Origin of the sequence: Hansschlegelia beijingensis, from assembly GCF_045505405.1 — a bacterium.
In the GTDB taxonomy this organism is placed as follows: Bacteria; Pseudomonadota; Alphaproteobacteria; order Rhizobiales; family Methylopilaceae; genus Methylopila; species Methylopila beijingensis_A.
In genome coordinates this window covers 1-15,833 of the sequence record NZ_JBJKEX010000047.1, presented here as the reverse complement: position 1 = coordinate 15,833, position 15,833 = coordinate 1, and the positions used below count along the sequence as shown (strand labels likewise).

Here is a 15,833-nt window from a genome sequence, read left to right as displayed (position 1 = left end):
AGCGCCGCCGCTGCGGACGGACATTGCGCTGAGCTACGACGACGGACCCTGCCGAGCGCGAGCGGTTCGCCGAGCTTGCCCGGGACATGCGGGCCGCGGCCGACGCGTCCGACGACCTGACCTTCATGCGGCTCGACCGCGACTTCAATCAGCTTGTGGCTACGTCCGCGCGCAACGAGTTCGCCAGCCGCGCGATGGCGAACATGACCGCCCTGTCGCGCCGCTTCTGGTACCAGCACTATCGCGAGGTCGGCGACCTTTCGCAGTCCGCGCGGCTGCACGCCGAGGTCGCGGAAGCGATCGCCGCGCGCGACGGCGCGGCCGCCGCCGCAGCCTCCGACCGGCTGATGGACTACATCGAGAGCTTTGCGAGGAAGACGCTGGACGTCTGACGGCCCCTCGCTTCGGCATGCCCGGGCAAAGGCCGGGCACGCCCCTAGCGCGCGTCGAAGGATGTCGTGGGCGCCCGCGAAGGCGGGCCTGACCGGAACCCGGGGGCTCAGATCTGCCGGCGCTTCTCCACCATCGCGGCGAACTTCTCGTATTCCTCGTCCTTCACCGAATAGGAGTGGTCGTCGTCCGGGAACGCGCCCTCCTTGACCTCGCGCACATACTCGCGGATGCCCGCGACCGCGACCTCGGTGAGCTTGGCGTAGCGCTTGGTGAACTTCGGCTTGAAGTCCGTGAAGACGCCCAGCAGGTCATGGCAGAGCAGGATCTGTCCGTCGGTCCCGACGCCTGCACCGATCCCGATCGTCGGAATGGTCAGCTGCTGCGAGATCAGCGTCGCGATCCGCGCCGGCACCGCCTCGAACTCCAGCATGAAGCAGCCGGCGTCCTCGATCGCGAGGGCGTCCTGGAGGATCTTGAAGGCGGCGTCGGCCGTCTTGCCCTGGATCTTGAAGCCGCCGAAGTTCGCGATCGTGTGGGGCGTGAGCCCGATATGCGAGGCGGTCGGGATGCCGGCGTCGACCAGCGCCTTCAGGATATGCGCCTGGGACCTGCCGCCCTGCGGCTTCACCGCGTCGGTCAGCGCGTCCTGCATGAAGCGGGTGGCGTTGGTGAGCGCGCGGTCGACGGTGTGGTAGCTCTGATAGGGCATGCAGCCGAGCACGAAGGTGTTCGGCGCCCCGCGGCGGATCGCCTGCGCGTGCATGACCATCATGTCCATCGTGGCCGGGATGGTGTTCGTGTGGCCATGCGCGATCATCGCAAGGCTGTCGCCCACCACGGCGACGTCGACGCCCGCCATCTCGGCCCATTTGGCCGAGGTGTAGTCGGGCACCGACATATAGACCATCTTCTCGCCGGTCCTCTTGGAGTCCCGGATTTCGGCGATGGAGCGCTTTTCGCGCTTCGGAGCGGGCGCAGGAGCGTCGTTCACTGGCAGTCCCCCGTTTGGCGCGCGCCGCGCCGCGTGATGTCTCGGACCGACCGCGATCGGTCGGCCTCGCGCCGCGCTGCGGCGATCGGTTGTCTTCTCGGAGGAGCCCCGGGCGACCGGGGGCGACTCAGGCGGCGGCTGCGCCGTAGCTTGCGAGCACCCGGTCGATGTCGGCGGTCGACATCTCCCACTCGTTCTGGAAGTTCGCCACCACGTCGCGCATGAAGCGCTCGGCTAGCGCAGCCGCGCGGCGGCCGTCGCCGAGGTGGTCGACCAGCAGCGCGAACGCGAGCTGCGTCGGCTCCGGGCCCTCGTAGCTCCACTCGAAACCGTTCGGCGAGAACGTCTTGACGTCCTCATAGGTGTCGAGCGGCTGGCCGTCAGCCGTCACTAAGATGCCGTCGATGGTGCGGTCCCCGACATAGACGGTCATCGCGTCTGTCCCTCAAGCGCCCGGCGGCGGGTGGCGGGCTTGTTGTCGGCCGCGGTCTTCATGACCTCGGGGAAGATCCAGAGGCTGCCCATCGTGAACGGGCCCAGGAACAGCAGCGCGATCTGCGGCCCCGTCTTGCCTAGATGCCCCATGAAGAAGAAGCCCGCCAGCGCGGCGAGGCCGACGATGATGGTGAGCCCCATCTTGATCTTGAACGGCATGTCCCTCCCCTTCTCTTCTCGTTGATGACGGCTCAGGCGACGAAGACGCCGCCGACCGCCTGCAGCGCGCCTAGCGCCGCCACCGTGATCGCAAGCAATATCGCGAGCCCTGCGGCGCCGTCCCTCCAGCGTTCCGGCCAGAGGTGAAACACGCCGGGCGTGAACAGCGCGGCGAGGCCGCTCACGATCACCACGCTGGTCCAGCGCAGCTCCGCCAGCCCGAAGGCGAGCGACCCATAGGCGAGCGCCAGGAAGGCGATCGCGTTGAGCGCGACCAGCGCGACCCCGGCGGCCCTGCCGGTGAGGTCGTCACGGGTCGCTAGCGGAAAGGCGCCCGCCAGCACGTAGAACCCAACGCCCGCGACGGCCGCGAACAGCGCGAACCAGCAGAGGGCTGCGACGTTCGGCTCGATCGCGGCCATCCCCGTCACTCCGCCGGCTGCATGGTCCCGGCCGGCGAAGCGCCCGGCGTGCGGGAGGTCTTCCGCATGTCGGTCTTCACGAAGCGCGTGTCGTAGCCGTTGAGCAGCGTGCCGATCAGCCCGCGGTTCAGGTCGGACGTGCCGAACAGCCAGTCCATGATCGGGAAGGTCAGATTCATGTTCCGCTCCATCATGATCGACTGGTCATGATGGGCCGTGTGGTGGCGCCGGTTGGTGTTGATGAACGGCATGTTCCGCACGAACCAGTTGTCTTCCACATGGCAGCAGAAGTGCATGAACTCGTAGATCATGTAGATCGACGTGGTGGTCGTGATGAACAGCCAGCCGACGTTCGGCGAGAACACGAAGCCGAGGGCGATCGCGCCGGGGATCGACATCAGCGTGAAGGCCGCGAGCGCGTAGGGCGGGAAAAACGTGACGCGATAATCCCGGTGATCCGCGAAACGCATCTCGTGCTCGGTGAAGAACTGGTGATGCTGCAGCGTGTGGCGATTGTAGACCGCGCGCGCGACCGGGTTCTTCGACGGCCGGTGCATGACGTAGCGGTGGATCCACCACTCGAAGAAGTTGCAGAACAGGAAGGTGACCGGGACGGTCGCCAGCTCGAGCCAGCTCGGGGCGTCCACGTTCGACAGGTAGACGTAGAGCGCCGTGAACCCGATCACGTAAATGATCGCGATGTGCAGAATGCCATTGTACCAGCCGGCGACGCGCTGCCGGTAATTGGCGCGGTAAGCCCGCTGGCGCTCGGACATGGGCGATTGCGCGAGTTCCATGAAGTCCTCCCATGGCGATGCTGGTGATCGCTTCGGCCACTAATATATCAGTGGCGTATCAGAAGCGCCAGAGGAACATCGCCGCCTGCCAAGGCCGTTGCGGACCCAGGCGTCGCACTCGCGACCGGAGGTTCTTTCAGGGGCTCGCCCGGCCCGGCTGATCATCAGGCGGCGGCCCTCCGGAGGCGGCGCACGGCGCCGCCTCCGACCGACCGAGCGGGGCCGTCAGGAGCAGCGGCGGCGCAGCAGCCCCATCGCCTGGGTGACGCCCTTCAGCGAAAACACATAGTGCGTTTCGTTGCCCCGCTTGGAGGCGGTCGAGACTGTCATGGAGCGCCCGCGCTCCATCGCCTTCAGAAGCTCCTGCTCGCGCGGCTCGCCGCCCACGAGCCAGGCGCCGTTCTTGTGCGCCTGCAAGGAGAACTTCTTGCCGTCCACGTCCACCGACGAAGGAGCATCCTCGTTGAGGTCGTAGCCGAACTGGAGACTGGCCTCCGTGCCAGCCGGCGACTTGCCCGTACTTCTGACGAAAAAGGACACCAGTCCGTGATTAAGCTTCGCAGGTTCCGCCTTGGACGGATTGGCGTAGATAAAGCATCCCTTGCCTCCTGCGTCGTTATATTGCCAAACGCTCCAGCTTTCGAAGAACCCGATGTTCTTTTCGGCCGCCTTTACCGGCGATATGGCCAACACAGCTGATGCAATGATCGTGGCAAGGAACAGCTTCTTCATCTGCGACCTCCTTTCGCCCATCGAGGCGGGAGAGGCCTGACTAACGATCATTGATAATCAGTTTACTAAATATGTCCGGATTGCAGTCACGTTCTGGCGAGCATGGCGTGACGGCGCCGCGCCGAGGCCCAGAACCTCACCGGCCTAGGTCACGCCCGGCCCTTGCGCAGGGACTTTGATCCGCGTGCGTGACAATAATCACCGGAGAAAGAAAGCGAGACAGAACCATGCTGAAACGCCTCCTGCCGATCGCCCTTCTGGCGGTGCTGCCCTCATCGGGGGCGTTCGCGTCGCCGGCGTCGGCATCGGCCGCGGCCATCTCGACCCCCGCGATCGCGCCCATCCAGCTGGTCGACATGCGCCGCTACGACCATCGCGGCCCGCGCCACAAATATAAGCACCGCCGCGGCAAGCCGCATTTCACGCCGGGCGCCCGCTACCGTTCGGCGCCGCATGGCTGGCGCAGCTACCGGGCGCGGCCGCGCGACTGGCGGACCCGCGGCTGCATCGTGGTCGGACCGGCTTGGTTCTGCCCCTGATCCCGGAGCGTCGCGCCAGAGCGGGTTCGACGCGACAAGAGCAGAGGGCTCGCAGGGCGGCAGGCTTCGGCCCGCCGCCCTGCGGGCGCCCTCAAGGGGTCGCTGGGCGCTGGGGCATCAGCTTGAGGAGCAACTCGGAGGCGCGCACGCCCGACGACGCCGCGACGCTCTCCAGGGTGGCTTCCGCCGTGTCGACCTTGTGGCCGTCCGCGCGCAGCCGGGTGACGAGGTCCTCCGGCGAGGCCTTGAGGATGGGCGCAAGGTCCGCGAGCTGCGCCTTCGTCAACACCGACATCGCCCGGAAGCCCGGGCTGCCGCCGCGCGACTTCATCATGCCGTTCACCGCGAACGGAACCGCCACGAGAATGGAGGCGAGCAGCGGAATGATCAGCGTCTTGCGCTTCAGGTAGCCCACCATCGGCTTCCAGTTCTTCCACAGATGCAGCCCGAAAGGCACGAGCAGGGCGAGGCTCAGCCACTCATGCATCAGGTGGAACGCCGCCGGCTGCCAGCGGAAGAACAGCGCGACGCCCGAGACGGTGGAAACGAGAAACAGGCCAGTCGTCAGCGGCGTGCCGTAGCGGTGGATCAGGGTCTTCAAGGCCGGGCCCTTCAGCGGACAGGATGATGGGAATCTGAGAAGCGGCCCAGGGCGGCGCGGCCGAGCTCCGCCAGACGGGGGGCCGGATGGGCAGCCAGCGCCTCGCCGACGACCCGCCAGAAGTCCGGAAAGCCGAGTTCGATTCCGCGCCGGAGCCAGGTCTCGGCGCCCTCGACGTCTCCATCGTCGTCGACCAGCCGCCGGGCGTAGTTGAAGCAGCCCCAGCAATCGCCGCCTTCCGCCGCATGACGGAACAGGGTTCTGGTGAGCGCGGCGTCGCGCGGCGGGCCCTCGCCGCTCTCGCGCAGCACCCCCATCATGTTGAACGCCTTCGCGATTCCCGCCGCGGCCGCACGTTCGTAAAGCCCATAGGCTTCCGCGGCGTCCGCCGGGCGCCCCCGGCCGCTCAGGGCAAGATCGGCCAGGTTGAACGTCGCCCATGCGTCGCCGAGCGCCGCGGCGCGCTCGTAGCAGCGGATGGCCGCCTTCAGATCGACCCGGACGCCCCATCCGCGCTCATAGGCGCGCCCCAGCATGTTGATCGCCCGCTCGTCGCCCAGCCGGGCCGCGCTGCGATACCAGGCGAAGGCGGCCCCGGGGTCCTGCGGCTTCGCCTCTCCGCCATCGAGGTGCAGCTGCGCCCATTCGAGCTGCGCCCGCGCGATCGCGCGGGGTATCGCCGGACCGGCCGTCGTCACAGCTCGGCCCAGCGCCGCAGAAGGTTATGGTAGTGGTTGACGAGACCGAGCGTGGCGCGGCTTCGATCGCCCAACTGGGCCCGCGTCTCGATGATCGCGAGGTCGAGGTCGTAGAGCAGCGTCCGCTCGCCGTCGTCCTTGACCATCGACTGCGTCCAGAAGAACGACGACCAGCGGCTCCCCCGCGTGATGGGCTCGACGCGGTGCAGACTGGTGGCCGGATAGACCACCATGTCGCCGGCGGGCAGCTTGACGGCGTGCGCCCCGTAGCTGTCCTCGATAACGAGCTCGCCGCCCTCGTAATCCTCCGGATCGGTGAGGAAGAGCGTGCTCGAGACGTCGGCGCGCATCCGCATGCCGCCGGCGCCGGGGATCGCCCGGATGGCGCCGTCGACATGCGCGCCGAAGCTCATGCCCTCGTCATAGCGGTTGAACATCGGCGGCAGCACGCGCAGCGGCAGCGCGGCGGAGTTGAACGTGGGGTTGCGGGCGAGCGCCGTCAGGATCAGCTCGCCCAGCCGGCGCGCCTCCGGGGAATCCTCCGGAACCTGCATGTTGTGTTTGGCCTTGGCGGCCTGATCGCCGGCCGTCGCCTTGCCGTCGATCCAGGAGGAGCTCTCCAGGATCGAGCGGCAGAACGCGACCTCGTCAGGCGTCAGGACGCCGTTGATGTGCACCAGCACGGCTAGATCCGCCCGCGCGTCACATCTTGTAGCCGAGAGAGAGCAGCACCGTCCGGCCGGAGCCCGGCACGACGCGGCCCGTGCCCTGCGCGGAGGTGTAGTTCAGCTCGTTGCTCAGGTTGTAGCCGTTGAGAGCGACCCGCACCCCTTCATACTCGTAGGAGATCAGGCCATCGAGCGAGAAGGACTTCGGAACGCGGGCGGTGTTCGCGGGATCGGCCCAGTATGCGCTGGCGTACTGGATGCCGCCGCCGACGAGCAGCTTGCCGGGCATCTTCTCGGCGAAGTGACGCGACAGCTCGTAGGTCGCCCACAGGGCGGCGTTGTGCTTCGACACATAGGGAACGTCATTGCCCTTCACGGATGACGCGGCCGCCGTGCCGGGAGTTTCGCCCCGGATCTTGCTGTCCAGATAGGCGTAGCCGAACTGGATGTTCAGCCCCGGCGCCAACTCGCCGGTGGCGCCGAGTTCGAAGCCGCGCACGCGCCGCTTCTGGCTGGCGTCGGAGAAGCCGCCGATGACGTCGCCCGTGGTGGGGTCGACGTCGTAGGCGTTGCTCTTATCGATCTGGAAGACCGAGCCGGACAGGCCGAGACGACCGTCCATGAGATCGATCTTGCCGCCGAACTCGTAGAGGTCGGCCTTTTCGGGATCGAGCTTCAGGTTTCCGCTCGCGCCGCCCGGCACCTCGCTGGTGGCGTTGCCGGCCTGCGTCGCCACGTTGGTGCCGATCGGCGTGTAGGAGCGGGCGTAGCTCACATAATAGGTCTGGTTCGACTGCGGCTCGAACATCAGCGCGACCGACCGGCTGAGCTTGCTGTCCGACTGCTTGCTGTTGATCTCGACGTCTTCGAACGGCGCGGTGGTGTCCGCCGCCGCGGGGGTGAAGCTGTAGAACTTGCTCTTGAAGTTGTCCCAGCGGAGCGCGCCCATGACGGAGATCTGGTCCGTGAACCAGACCCGGTCGTTGGCGAACAGCGCGACGTCCGAGGCCGTCGCGTCGCGGTCATTGCCGACCACGCGCGTCCGCACCGCGTTCGGCGTGCTGTAGAACGGATCGCGGATCGTCTGGTTGCCGCGGGTCTGGCCGTAGCTCGCGGGCTCGCGGTGGTCGTCCTGATAGTAGACGTTCACGCCGACCAGGGCCTTGTGCTTCAGACCGCCGGTCTCGAATTCGGCCTTCGCGGTCGTGGTGTTCTCAAGACCCCAGGTCCTCTGCTTGTAGCTGAGACCGCCGCCTGCGCCGTAGGTGATGAGCGGATTGCCGCCCGCCAGGAACTGCTGCGAGCAGCTGCCGGCGTACTGAACGCCGGGCGTGGCGCTGCTGGCGTCGTTGGAGCAGCCGGGCGCGGTCGAGGAATAGTCGCGATCGTAGAAGCCGACGCGCGAGTCGCTCGAGATCGTCAGCCAGTCATTGACCTCCTTGGAGAACAGCGACGTGACCACATGGGCGTTGGTGACGTCCTTGTCGGTGGCGCGCACATACGAGGTCGAGCGGCTCAGTCCGAGCTCCGTCGCCGGGCGCCACCGGCCGTTGGCGTCGGCGATGAACGGCACGCCGTAGTCCGGCTTCCGGTTGTTATGCTGGTACATGTAGTTGATCGACCAGGTCGTGTCCGTGCCGAGGCCGAAGCCGAGGGCGGCCGCGAAACCCTGCCGGTCCGACTTCACATGGTCGCGGTCGGCGACGTCCTGGTCATGGACCATGCCGTTGAGGCGGATGGCCGTCGTCTCGTTGATCTGCTTGTTGTAGTCGACCGTGCCGCGCTTGAGCGGGCCGCTGCCGATCTGCCCCTCGACCGAAAGCGCGTCGCCGAGATGCGCCTTCTTGGAGGTCTGGTTGATCAGGCCGCCGGTGGTGCCGACGCCGAAGTTCTCGCCGTTCGGACCCTTGATGACCTCGATGCTTTCAATGTCGAAGCTGTCACGGACATAGGCGCCGAAGTCCCGCAGGCCGTCGATGTAGATGTCGCCCTTGGACTGGAAGCCGCGGATGCGGAACTGGTCGCCATTGGTGCCGCCATTGCCCTCGCCGGTGGAGAGCGTGATGCCCGGCACGTTCCGGAGCGCCTGCTCGACGCTCGTGACGCCCTGCTGCTCGAGCTGCTCCTGCGAAATGACCGTGACCGCCCGCGGAATCTCCCGAACCGTGGCGGGCAGCCGGCTGACGCCGGTCGAGGCGGCGTTCGCGTTGCCGTAGGTCGCGGCGGCGCCTTCGACCAGAATGGGGTCGAGGGACGTCGACTCCTGTCCGGCCGATTGAGCGAACGCCGCCATCGGATGAACCGCCGCCGCCGCGAGCGTCGCGCTCGCCGTCAACGCCACACTCGACATCTTCGGCCGAAGCGAGATGGAACTGCGCACGATCATGTCGGGACCCCAAGCTTGTTTGGGGCCTTTTGGCGGCGAAACTCAGGCGTGGCAAGCCAAAAAGAAGAAAAAGCCCTTTAAAATCATTATGTTAGAATTATTCTACTTCGATCCTTGGCGGCGTCAGCTTTAGGATTAAAGTTATTCTGGAATTTGAATTCTTCTATTCTGTAGCCGGATTCCCTCTAATCTCAGGCCCCGACGCGCCGCGACGTCCGCAGGAACGCGTCGCGACGCAGCGCCTCGCGTCGCGGTCGCGCCGCCATGCGCCGGACCTCAGCGGTCGCCGACCAGCAGCCCCTGGTCGATCTCCTCGAAGCTCCAGCCGCCGTCTTCGGCGCGGTCGAGGCGCCAGATCATGTCGTAGCGGTCGGTCGGCCAGTCCGAGGGGGCCGAGTCCGCTCCGAGCCGCCGGGCGATCTTCGGGATCATCGAGTGTTCCCAGGCGACGAGGACCACGCCCTTTCGGGTCATCAGGTCCTCGGCCAGCTCGTCGACGGCGGTCTTGGCGTAGGCGTCGCAATAGGTGACGTGGCCGCGCGCGCGGAGGAACGCCAGCAGGGGCGCGACGGTCTGTTGCGGCCGACGGCTCTGGCCGTCCTCCGTGATCGCAGAGGCGTAGATCGTGTCGGGCGGCGCGTCGCCGTTCACGGGCTGCGCCAGGCGCGCGATCAGGGCCCCGGCTCTCTGCCACCCGCGCGCGTTGAGGCTTTGGTCGTCGGGCATGCCGTCTTCGGTGAGGCCAAGCTGGCTGTGGTGCTCGGCGTGTCTGATGAACAGGATGCGGTCGGGTCCGTGCGCCACTGAGGTCCTCGCTTCTCGCCCGCCGGGGGCTTTCCGCGAAAGAGGGCGGCCCAAGGGCTCCCCGGACGCGGACGGTACTTCCAGAAGCAGGTGAACGGCCGCCCGGTCTCCGCGCTCTTCCTGAGCGACGGACGGCAGGCCCAAGTCGTCGGCTTCTCCGAACAATGGGCTGATCCGACCCCCTCCGCTCCGTTCCGCTACGGCGGGGCCGTCGGACCCGTCGCGCTCGACGCGGCCCTCGCCGGGAAGGTCGGCGCCGCGCTGAGCCGTATCGTCGCGGCTACAGGACTCGCCGGCCTCGCGAGCGCTGATCTGCTCGTCTCCGACGCCCATTCCGTCTTCTGGTTGCTCGAGATCAACCCGCGGCCGGGCGCCACGCTCGACGTCTTCGACCGCGCGCCTTCCCCTGCGCTTCTCGGGCTTCACCTCGCCGCCTGCGACGGCGCGCTGCCCACGGCCAGCTTCGCCTTCCCATCCGCGCAGGCGGCGGGCGTCGTCTACGCGGAGGCGCCCACCTCCGTGGCCTCCCTTCGAAGGCCGGTCTGGACGGCGGACTGGCCCGCATGCGAGGACAGCGTCCCCGCTGGCGCGCCTCTATGCACCGTCATCGCCGCCGGCGGCTCGCCCTCCGCGGCTCGCGCTCTGTTCTTTGAGCGGCGCGCCTCGCTTCTCGCATCGCTTCGCGCCGCAATCCCGAGGGCGTGCGGCCAACTCACCATGGTGTCCGGATGACAGCCAAGCCCAGCGTCGGAAAACTCTCCGCCCCGCTCGTCGAGGCGCTTGTGCAGGACGCGGAGACTCTGCGTCTCGCCGTCGACCGGACCGCAACGGGCGCGCGCATCGTCGACGCGGGAATCGCGGTGCGCGGCGGCCTCGAAGCCGGCCGCCGGATCATCGAGATCTGCCTCGGCGGCCTTGGCCGCGCGACCTTCCAGTCTGACGTCCGCTTCCAGCGCTGGGGTCAGGCGGTCCATGTGACGACGGTTGATCCGGTGATCGCCTGTCTCGGCAGCCAGTACGCGGGATGGAGCCTTTCCGAGGGCGACTTCTTCGCCCTCGGCTCGGGCCCGGGCCGCGCGCTCGCGGCCAAGGAGACGCTTTACGAGGAGCTCGCCTACAAGGACGCCTCGGACAGCGCAGCCCTGGTGCTCGAGGTCGACAAGCGGCCGCCGGACACGCTGATCGCGCAGATCGCCAAGGATTGCGGCGTGCCCGAGGACAAGCTCACCCTGATCCTCACGCCGACGTCGAGCCTCGCCGGCACGGTTCAGGTCGTCGGCCGCGTGCTCGAGGTCGCGCTCCACAAGGCGCACACGATCCACTTCCCGCTGGAGCGGATCGTCGACGGCTTCGGCACCGCGCCGGTCCCGCCTCCGGGCGCGGACTTCCTCACCGCCATGGGCCGCACCAACGACGCCGTGCTCTATGGCGGCGAGATCGCCCTCTACGTCGAGGGTCCGGAAGATGAGGCGGAGCAACTCGCGAACGGGCTGCCGTCCTCGACCTCGCGCGACCACGGTCGCCCCTTCGGCGAGGTGTTCGCGGGCTACAACTACGACTTCTATGCCTGTGACGCCGGCCTGTTCTCGCCGGCCCTCGTGACCGTGACGGCGCTTTCGACCGGCAAGAGCTTCACCGCCGGCGCCTACGAACCGTCGCTGATCGAGCGTTCCTTCGGCGGCTGATCGCCGGAGCGGAGATCACGGGAATGATCGTCGAAGACGCCGTCGTCATCTTCACGGAGAAGGCCGACTGGCACAGCAAGGGCCTCGCCGCCGCCATGGCGCGCGAAGGCCTGCGCCCGACGATCCTCTCGATGACCGAGTGCGGCTTCGACGTCGCGCCAGGCGCGCCAGGCGCGCCCGGCCTGTCCTTCCCGGGACTGGAAGGGCGGCTGCCGGGCGCGATCTTCGTGCGGCTCATTCCCGGGGGCACCACGGAACAGATCACCACGCGGCTCGGCTTTCTGCACGCCGCCCGGGCGGCGGGCGTCCAGGTCGTGAACGACGCCCGCGCGATCGAGGTCTGCGTCGACAAGTCGATGACGACCTTCGCGCTCGCGCATGCGGGGCTGCCCACCCCTCGCACCGCGGTGTTCGAACGGCGCGACGTGGCGCAGGCCGCGTTCGAGCGGATGGCGGGCGACGCCGTGCTGAAGCCGCTGTTCGGCGCCCAGGGCAAAGGGCTCATCCGGCTCGCGCCGGGCGACGCCCTGCCGGAGCCGGACGCCGTCGGCGGCGTCTACTATCTCCAGGAGTTCGTGGCGAGCCGCGGTTCGCGAATAGCGGGCGGGGCGCATGACTGGCGCGTGTTCGTGCTCGACGGGCGGCCGATCGGTGCGATGATCCGACGCTCGGAAGGCTGGATCACCAACATCTTCCAGGGAGCCGCCGGAGAGCCGGCGGCGACCGACGGGGAGGCAGCGGCGCTTGCGGTGAAGGCCGCCGCGGCGGTCGGCGCCGATTATGCCGGCGTCGACCTGATCGAGTCCGAGGACGGCCGCTTCCTGATCCTCGAGGTGAACTCGATGCCGGCCTGGAAAGGGCTCTGGGAGGCGACTGGCGTCGACGTCGCCGCCGCCCTTGCGCGCGACATGTCCCAGCGCCTCGCGCGTCCCGATGCCGCCTGATTCAAGCTGGGACATGGCCGCGGTCGCGGCCGCCTTTCGGGACGCCTGCCGCGCAGAACTCGCGGCCCTGAAGCCCGGCAACGTCCACAATTTCCGTGACGGTCACGGCATGACCGCCGCGACCTTCGAGCGAGCGGCCGAGGTGGCCGCGGTGCGCCTTGTCGCTGGCCGCACCGTCGGCGAGAGGATCGAAGGCGCGGTCAGGGCTTCGCTCGCAGCGGTCGGCTGCAACGCCAATCTGGGCATCGTGCTGCTCTGCGCGCCGCTCGCGCATGCTGCGTTCGAGCGCGCGCCGGGCGAGCCCCTGAGGCCGGCGCTCGCCCGGGTTCTGGAGCGACTCACCGTGGAGGACGCGGAAGCCGCCTACCGGGCGATCGCCGCCGCCAATCCGGGCGGGCTCGGACGCGCCGACGCGCATGACGTCGCGGAGCCGCCGAGCATCACCCTTCGGGACGCCATGGCGGCCGCGGCGAGCCGCGACCGGATCGCACTGCAATACGTCACCGACTTCGAGGACGTGTTCGCCGCCGCGGCGGCCTACCAGGCGCGCCGTCCCGGTCGCGAGGCGGTCGAGGACGTCTATCTGGGCCTGCTCAGCCTTTTCCCGGACAGCCACGTCGTGCGGAAGTTCGGAGCCGAGGTCGCCGAGACGCTCCGGCGCGAAGCCGCCGCGTTCGCCGAGAGCCTCGACTTCCGCGACGACCGGGAGCGGGCGCTCGACGCGTTCGACCTGCACCTGAAGGCCAAGGGCCTGAACCCCGGAACGACCGCCGACCTCACGGTCGCGGCGCTGTTCACGGCTCGCCTCGAAGCGCCTCCGCCAGAGCCTCGGGGCTGAGCCTGCCGTCATGCAGGGCGCTCGCGACCAGAGCGCCCGCCACCCGCAGCGCAGAGAGCGCCATGAGATCCGCGGCGCCCCGCACGCCGCCCGCAGCGTAGACGCGGCGGTCCCCGGCCCTGCCCATCACGTCCTGCAACCGGCTGATGTCGGGCCCCGCGTCCGCTCCGACACGGGCCAGGGTCATGACGATGACCCGGTGGGGCCAGAACGACGAATCGTCATGCGAATCAGCGGGTCCGATAGGCCCGTTCGCATCGTGGTCGAGCGACAGCACGCCGCCCGACGCCCTGCAGGCGCTTCTCAGCGCTTGCCCGTCCTTGAACGATTCGCTGCCGATGACGCTTACGCCGGGGCCGCCGCGGGCGCGCCGACCGAGCGCGGCAGGATCGGTCTCCCCGCGGTCGACCCATATCTCGAGCTCCGGATGGGCGTCGGCGATCTCGGCGATGACCGCGTCGTGCCCGCCCGTTCCGCGAATAGCGTCGAGATCCGCGACGTAGAGCCTGCGGAACGGAGCGAGCGCGAGCAGCGCCTCGGCGACGGCCTGCGGCCGGGCGCCCTCCACGAGCGGCGAACGGATCGGCTGGTAGGCGCCGCGCTCTCCGCGGCGGGCATGCACCACCTGGCCGCCCATGAGGTCGATGACCGGAACGACGTCCATTGGCTGGCCCCATGATTCGGCAGGTGAGGCGCCGCGGCTTTTGGGCTAAGCCCTCGCGGTCGGGCGAGCGGCTCGGCGAAGGATCGGCTGCGGCGTCATGCGCGTCTTCATATGCGAATTCGTGACCGGCGGCGGAATGCGGCGGGACGCCCTCCCCGCTTCGCTGGCGCGCGAGGGCCTGTTGATGCGCGACGCCCTGGCGCGGGACTTCTCGGATCTGCCCGGCGTCGAGGCCGTCGTGACCTATGACGACCGGCTGCCGCCTCCCCGTGGCGCGGAAAGCGTCGCCGTCGAGGCCGAGCAGGATTGCTGGGCGACCTGGGCGGCGCTCGCTGGCGCGACTGATCTCGCCTGCATCGTGGCGCCGGAGACCGACGGCGTTCTGGAGCGGCTCTGGCGGCTCTGCGACGCCGCCGGCGCGCGGGTGCTCGGCCCTGACCTTGCGGCGATCCAGATCTCCGCGAGCAAGCGCCGGACGGCGGAGCGTCTTCTTGAGCATGGCGTTCCGACGCCGGCGGTCTGGCGCCCGGATTCGCTCCCGGCCGGGGAAGCAGGTCCGTTCGTCAGCAAGCCTGACGACGGCGCAGGATGCGGGTCGACGCGGTTCTGGACTGACCGGCCTGCTCCCGGCGCGCTGGCTCCGGGCCACATCGTGCAACGCCACCAGCCTGGCGCGGCCGCGAGCCTGACCTGCCTCGGGGCAGGCGGGTCTGTCTCGGTGCTTGCGGCGAACGAGCAGCATGTCGCGATCCGGGACGGCGTCTTCCGTTTCGATGGCCTGACGGTGGGCGCTGTTCCGGCCGACCGGGAGGTGGACGCTCTTGCGCAAAGAGTCTGGCGAGCTGTCCCGGGCCTGCAAGGCTTCTTCGGGATCGACCTCGTATTGGGCCCGCAGGGCGCCACCGTGATCGAGATCAATCCGCGGGTGACCACCGCCTATGCCGGGCTTCGCGAGGCCCTCGGTCTGAACCCGGCGGGACTGCTCGGCCTCTCCGCCGAAGCGTCGCTGTCCGGCGAAGTTCTCCGGCCTGTCGAGATCGCGCTGTGAGCGCCATTGTCGGGCTCGACGTCGGCGGGGCGCACCTCAAGCTCGCGCGCCTGTCGCCTGCGGGGCGGCTGGAGGCCGCGCGCATCGCGCCCTGCCCGCTCTGGCGCGGCCTCGATGAACTCGAGAGGGCGTTCGCATCGATCGAGGGAGAGATCCCGCCCGGCGCGTCCTTCGCGGTCACGATGACCGGCGAACTCGTCGACCTCTGGCCCGACCGCCAGACGGGCGTCGCGGCGATCTCCGACGCGCTCGGCGCACTGGTCGGGCGGGACCGGCTCGTCTTCTATGCCGGCGCGACGGGCTTCGTGCCGGCTGGCGAAGAGGCGGCGCATTGGAGCGCCATCGCGTCCGCGAACTGGCGCGCGACAGCCGCGGCCGCCGCAGTGGGCGGTGAGACCGGACTGCTGATCGACATCGGCTCGACCACCAGCGACCTGATTCCCTTCGCGTCCGGCGAGGTTCTGGCCCGAGGATCGGACGACGCCGGTCGCATGGCGGCCGACGAGCTGGTCTATCTCGGAATCGCGCGGACGCCCGTCATGGCGCTCGCCGCCCGAATGCCCTTCGGCGGCGGGTGGATCTCCCCCATGGCGGAGTTCTTCGCCACCACGGCGGACGTGTTCCGGCTGACGGGCGACCTGCCCGACGGCGCCGACCTCCATCCGGCCGCGGACGGCGGAGCGAAGACGACTGAGGCGAGCGCCCGCCGGCTGCTGCGCATGGTCGGCGCCGACCTCGACGCGCAGACGGAGGCCCAGGCGCATGCGCTCGCGGCCTGGCTGGCGGAAGCGGCGCTGCGGAGACTCTGCGACGCGGCCGCGCTGACCATTTCGCGACCCGACGCCGGCCGGGCGCCGACCTGAAGATCTCCGGGGGCGGAGCCTTCATGCTCAGCATAGTTGATCCGATAGGCCCGACGCCGGGGATCGTCGCGATCCGTCGACTAACCTCATCCTCTCGATGCCACTT

General features: G+C 68.8%; 19 protein-coding genes and 2 pseudogenes. 8 read left to right on the top strand and 13 right to left on the bottom strand.

The window, feature by feature from the left end; all coding sequences use genetic code 11:
• Positions 1–47 precede the first annotated feature (47 nt).
• Positions 48–392 (top strand): annotated as a pseudogene (locus tag ACIKT0_RS05240) (FCD domain-containing protein); the annotation flags it as partial.
• A 107-nt stretch (positions 393–499) separates the two neighbouring features.
• Here ACIKT0_RS05240 and panB read toward each other — a convergent pair.
• The 6 genes from panB to ACIKT0_RS05210 all read right to left on the bottom strand — a co-directional run bounded on the left by panB (position 500) and on the right by ACIKT0_RS05210 (position 3,989).
• Complete coding sequence (gene panB / locus ACIKT0_RS05235; RefSeq protein ID WP_407104323.1) at positions 500–1,384, bottom strand: 3-methyl-2-oxobutanoate hydroxymethyltransferase; 885 nt, start codon at positions 1,382–1,384, stop codon at positions 500–502.
• A gap of 127 nt (positions 1,385–1,511) precedes the next feature.
• On the bottom strand, positions 1,512–1,817 hold the full coding sequence (locus ACIKT0_RS05230; RefSeq protein ID WP_407104322.1) for a DUF6166 domain-containing protein: 306 nt from the start codon (positions 1,815–1,817) through the stop codon (positions 1,512–1,514).
• Entirely contained in the window at positions 1,814–2,038 is a 225-nt protein-coding gene (locus tag ACIKT0_RS05225) for a hypothetical protein (protein WP_407104321.1), read from the bottom strand. The genes ACIKT0_RS05230 and ACIKT0_RS05225 overlap by 4 nt, the downstream gene beginning before the upstream one ends.
• A gap of 32 nt (positions 2,039–2,070) precedes the next feature.
• On the bottom strand, positions 2,071–2,460 hold the full coding sequence (locus ACIKT0_RS05220; RefSeq protein WP_407104320.1) for a hypothetical protein: 390 nt from the start codon (positions 2,458–2,460) through the stop codon (positions 2,071–2,073).
• A gap of 5 nt (positions 2,461–2,465) precedes the next feature.
• Positions 2,466–3,257, bottom strand: coding sequence for a sterol desaturase family protein (locus tag ACIKT0_RS05215; RefSeq protein ID WP_407104319.1), 792 nt, complete (start codon positions 3,255–3,257; stop codon positions 2,466–2,468).
• Between the two features lie 225 nt (positions 3,258–3,482).
• On the bottom strand, positions 3,483–3,989 hold the full coding sequence (locus tag ACIKT0_RS05210; RefSeq protein ID WP_407104318.1) for an invasion associated locus B family protein: 507 nt from the start codon (positions 3,987–3,989) through the stop codon (positions 3,483–3,485).
• A gap of 227 nt (positions 3,990–4,216) precedes the next feature.
• On the opposite strand from ACIKT0_RS05210, the gene ACIKT0_RS05205 reads away from it, so the two are divergent.
• Positions 4,217–4,528 carry a hypothetical protein gene (locus ACIKT0_RS05205; RefSeq protein ID WP_407104317.1) on the top strand — a complete coding sequence of 104 codons (312 nt, stop codon included), beginning with the start codon at positions 4,217–4,219 and terminating at the stop codon, positions 4,526–4,528.
• Positions 4,529–4,619: 91 nt separating this feature from the next.
• Here ACIKT0_RS05205 and ACIKT0_RS05200 read toward each other — a convergent pair whose 3' ends face one another.
• From ACIKT0_RS05200 to ACIKT0_RS05180, 5 genes are all read right to left on the bottom strand, one after another.
• Positions 4,620–5,129: a DUF4405 domain-containing protein gene (locus tag ACIKT0_RS05200; protein WP_407104316.1), complete on the bottom strand. Its 510-nt coding sequence runs from the start codon at positions 5,127–5,129 to the stop codon at positions 4,620–4,622.
• An 11-nt stretch (positions 5,130–5,140) separates the two neighbouring features.
• The gene (locus tag ACIKT0_RS05195) at positions 5,141–5,827 is read right to left on the bottom strand and encodes a tetratricopeptide repeat protein (protein WP_407104315.1); all 687 of its coding nucleotides are present in this window, start codon (positions 5,825–5,827) and stop codon (positions 5,141–5,143) included.
• Positions 5,824–6,510 (bottom strand): Fe2+-dependent dioxygenase, encoded by a 687-nt coding sequence (locus ACIKT0_RS05190; RefSeq protein ID WP_407104314.1) that lies wholly within the window; start codon positions 6,508–6,510, stop codon positions 5,824–5,826. The genes ACIKT0_RS05195 and ACIKT0_RS05190 overlap by 4 nt, the downstream gene beginning before the upstream one ends.
• 19 nt (positions 6,511–6,529) lie before the next feature.
• Entirely contained in the window at positions 6,530–8,836 is a 2,307-nt protein-coding gene (locus ACIKT0_RS05185; RefSeq protein ID WP_407104313.1) for a TonB-dependent receptor, read from the bottom strand.
• Positions 8,837–9,157: 321 nt separating this feature from the next.
• Complete coding sequence (locus tag ACIKT0_RS05180) at positions 9,158–9,685, bottom strand: histidine phosphatase family protein (RefSeq protein ID WP_407104312.1); 528 nt, start codon at positions 9,683–9,685, stop codon at positions 9,158–9,160.
• A gap of 90 nt (positions 9,686–9,775) precedes the next feature.
• On the opposite strand from ACIKT0_RS05180, the gene ACIKT0_RS05175 reads away from it, so the two are divergent.
• The 4 genes from ACIKT0_RS05175 to ACIKT0_RS05160 are packed head-to-tail and all read left to right on the top strand — an operon-like array spanning position 9,776 to position 13,152.
• The gene (locus tag ACIKT0_RS05175) at positions 9,776–10,417 is read left to right on the top strand and encodes an ATP-grasp domain-containing protein (protein WP_407104311.1); all 642 of its coding nucleotides are present in this window, start codon (positions 9,776–9,778) and stop codon (positions 10,415–10,417) included.
• Positions 10,414–11,370: a methenyltetrahydromethanopterin cyclohydrolase gene (mch, locus tag ACIKT0_RS05170; RefSeq protein ID WP_407104310.1), complete on the top strand. Its 957-nt coding sequence runs from the start codon at positions 10,414–10,416 to the stop codon at positions 11,368–11,370. Before ACIKT0_RS05175 ends, mch begins: the two co-directional genes overlap by 4 nt.
• Positions 11,371–11,393: 23 nt before the next feature.
• Positions 11,394–12,314, top strand: coding sequence for an ATP-grasp domain-containing protein (locus tag ACIKT0_RS05165; RefSeq protein WP_407104309.1), 921 nt, complete (start codon positions 11,394–11,396; stop codon positions 12,312–12,314).
• Entirely contained in the window at positions 12,304–13,152 is an 849-nt protein-coding gene (locus tag ACIKT0_RS05160) for a triphosphoribosyl-dephospho-CoA synthase (RefSeq protein ID WP_407104308.1), read from the top strand. Before ACIKT0_RS05165 ends, ACIKT0_RS05160 begins: the two co-directional genes overlap by 11 nt.
• On the opposite strand, the gene ACIKT0_RS05155 is transcribed toward ACIKT0_RS05160, so the two are convergent.
• Positions 13,109–13,816, bottom strand: coding sequence for a HisA/HisF-related TIM barrel protein (locus ACIKT0_RS05155; RefSeq protein ID WP_407104307.1), 708 nt, complete (start codon positions 13,814–13,816; stop codon positions 13,109–13,111). The two genes, ACIKT0_RS05160 and ACIKT0_RS05155, sit on opposite strands and share 44 nt — an antisense overlap.
• 97 nt (positions 13,817–13,913) lie before the next feature.
• Between ACIKT0_RS05155 and ACIKT0_RS05150 the strand changes: the two genes are divergently transcribed.
• Positions 13,914–14,864 (top strand): ATP-grasp domain-containing protein, encoded by a 951-nt coding sequence (locus ACIKT0_RS05150; RefSeq protein ID WP_407104306.1) that lies wholly within the window; start codon positions 13,914–13,916, stop codon positions 14,862–14,864.
• On the top strand, positions 14,861–15,727 hold the full coding sequence (locus tag ACIKT0_RS05145; RefSeq protein WP_407104305.1) for a hydantoinase/oxoprolinase family protein: 867 nt from the start codon (positions 14,861–14,863) through the stop codon (positions 15,725–15,727). Before ACIKT0_RS05150 ends, ACIKT0_RS05145 begins: the two co-directional genes overlap by 4 nt.
• Here the strand turns inward: ACIKT0_RS05145 and ACIKT0_RS05140 are convergent.
• Positions 15,690–15,833, bottom strand: a pseudogene (locus ACIKT0_RS05140) (IS110 family transposase); the annotation flags it as partial. The gene ACIKT0_RS05145 and the pseudogene ACIKT0_RS05140 overlap by 38 nt on opposite strands.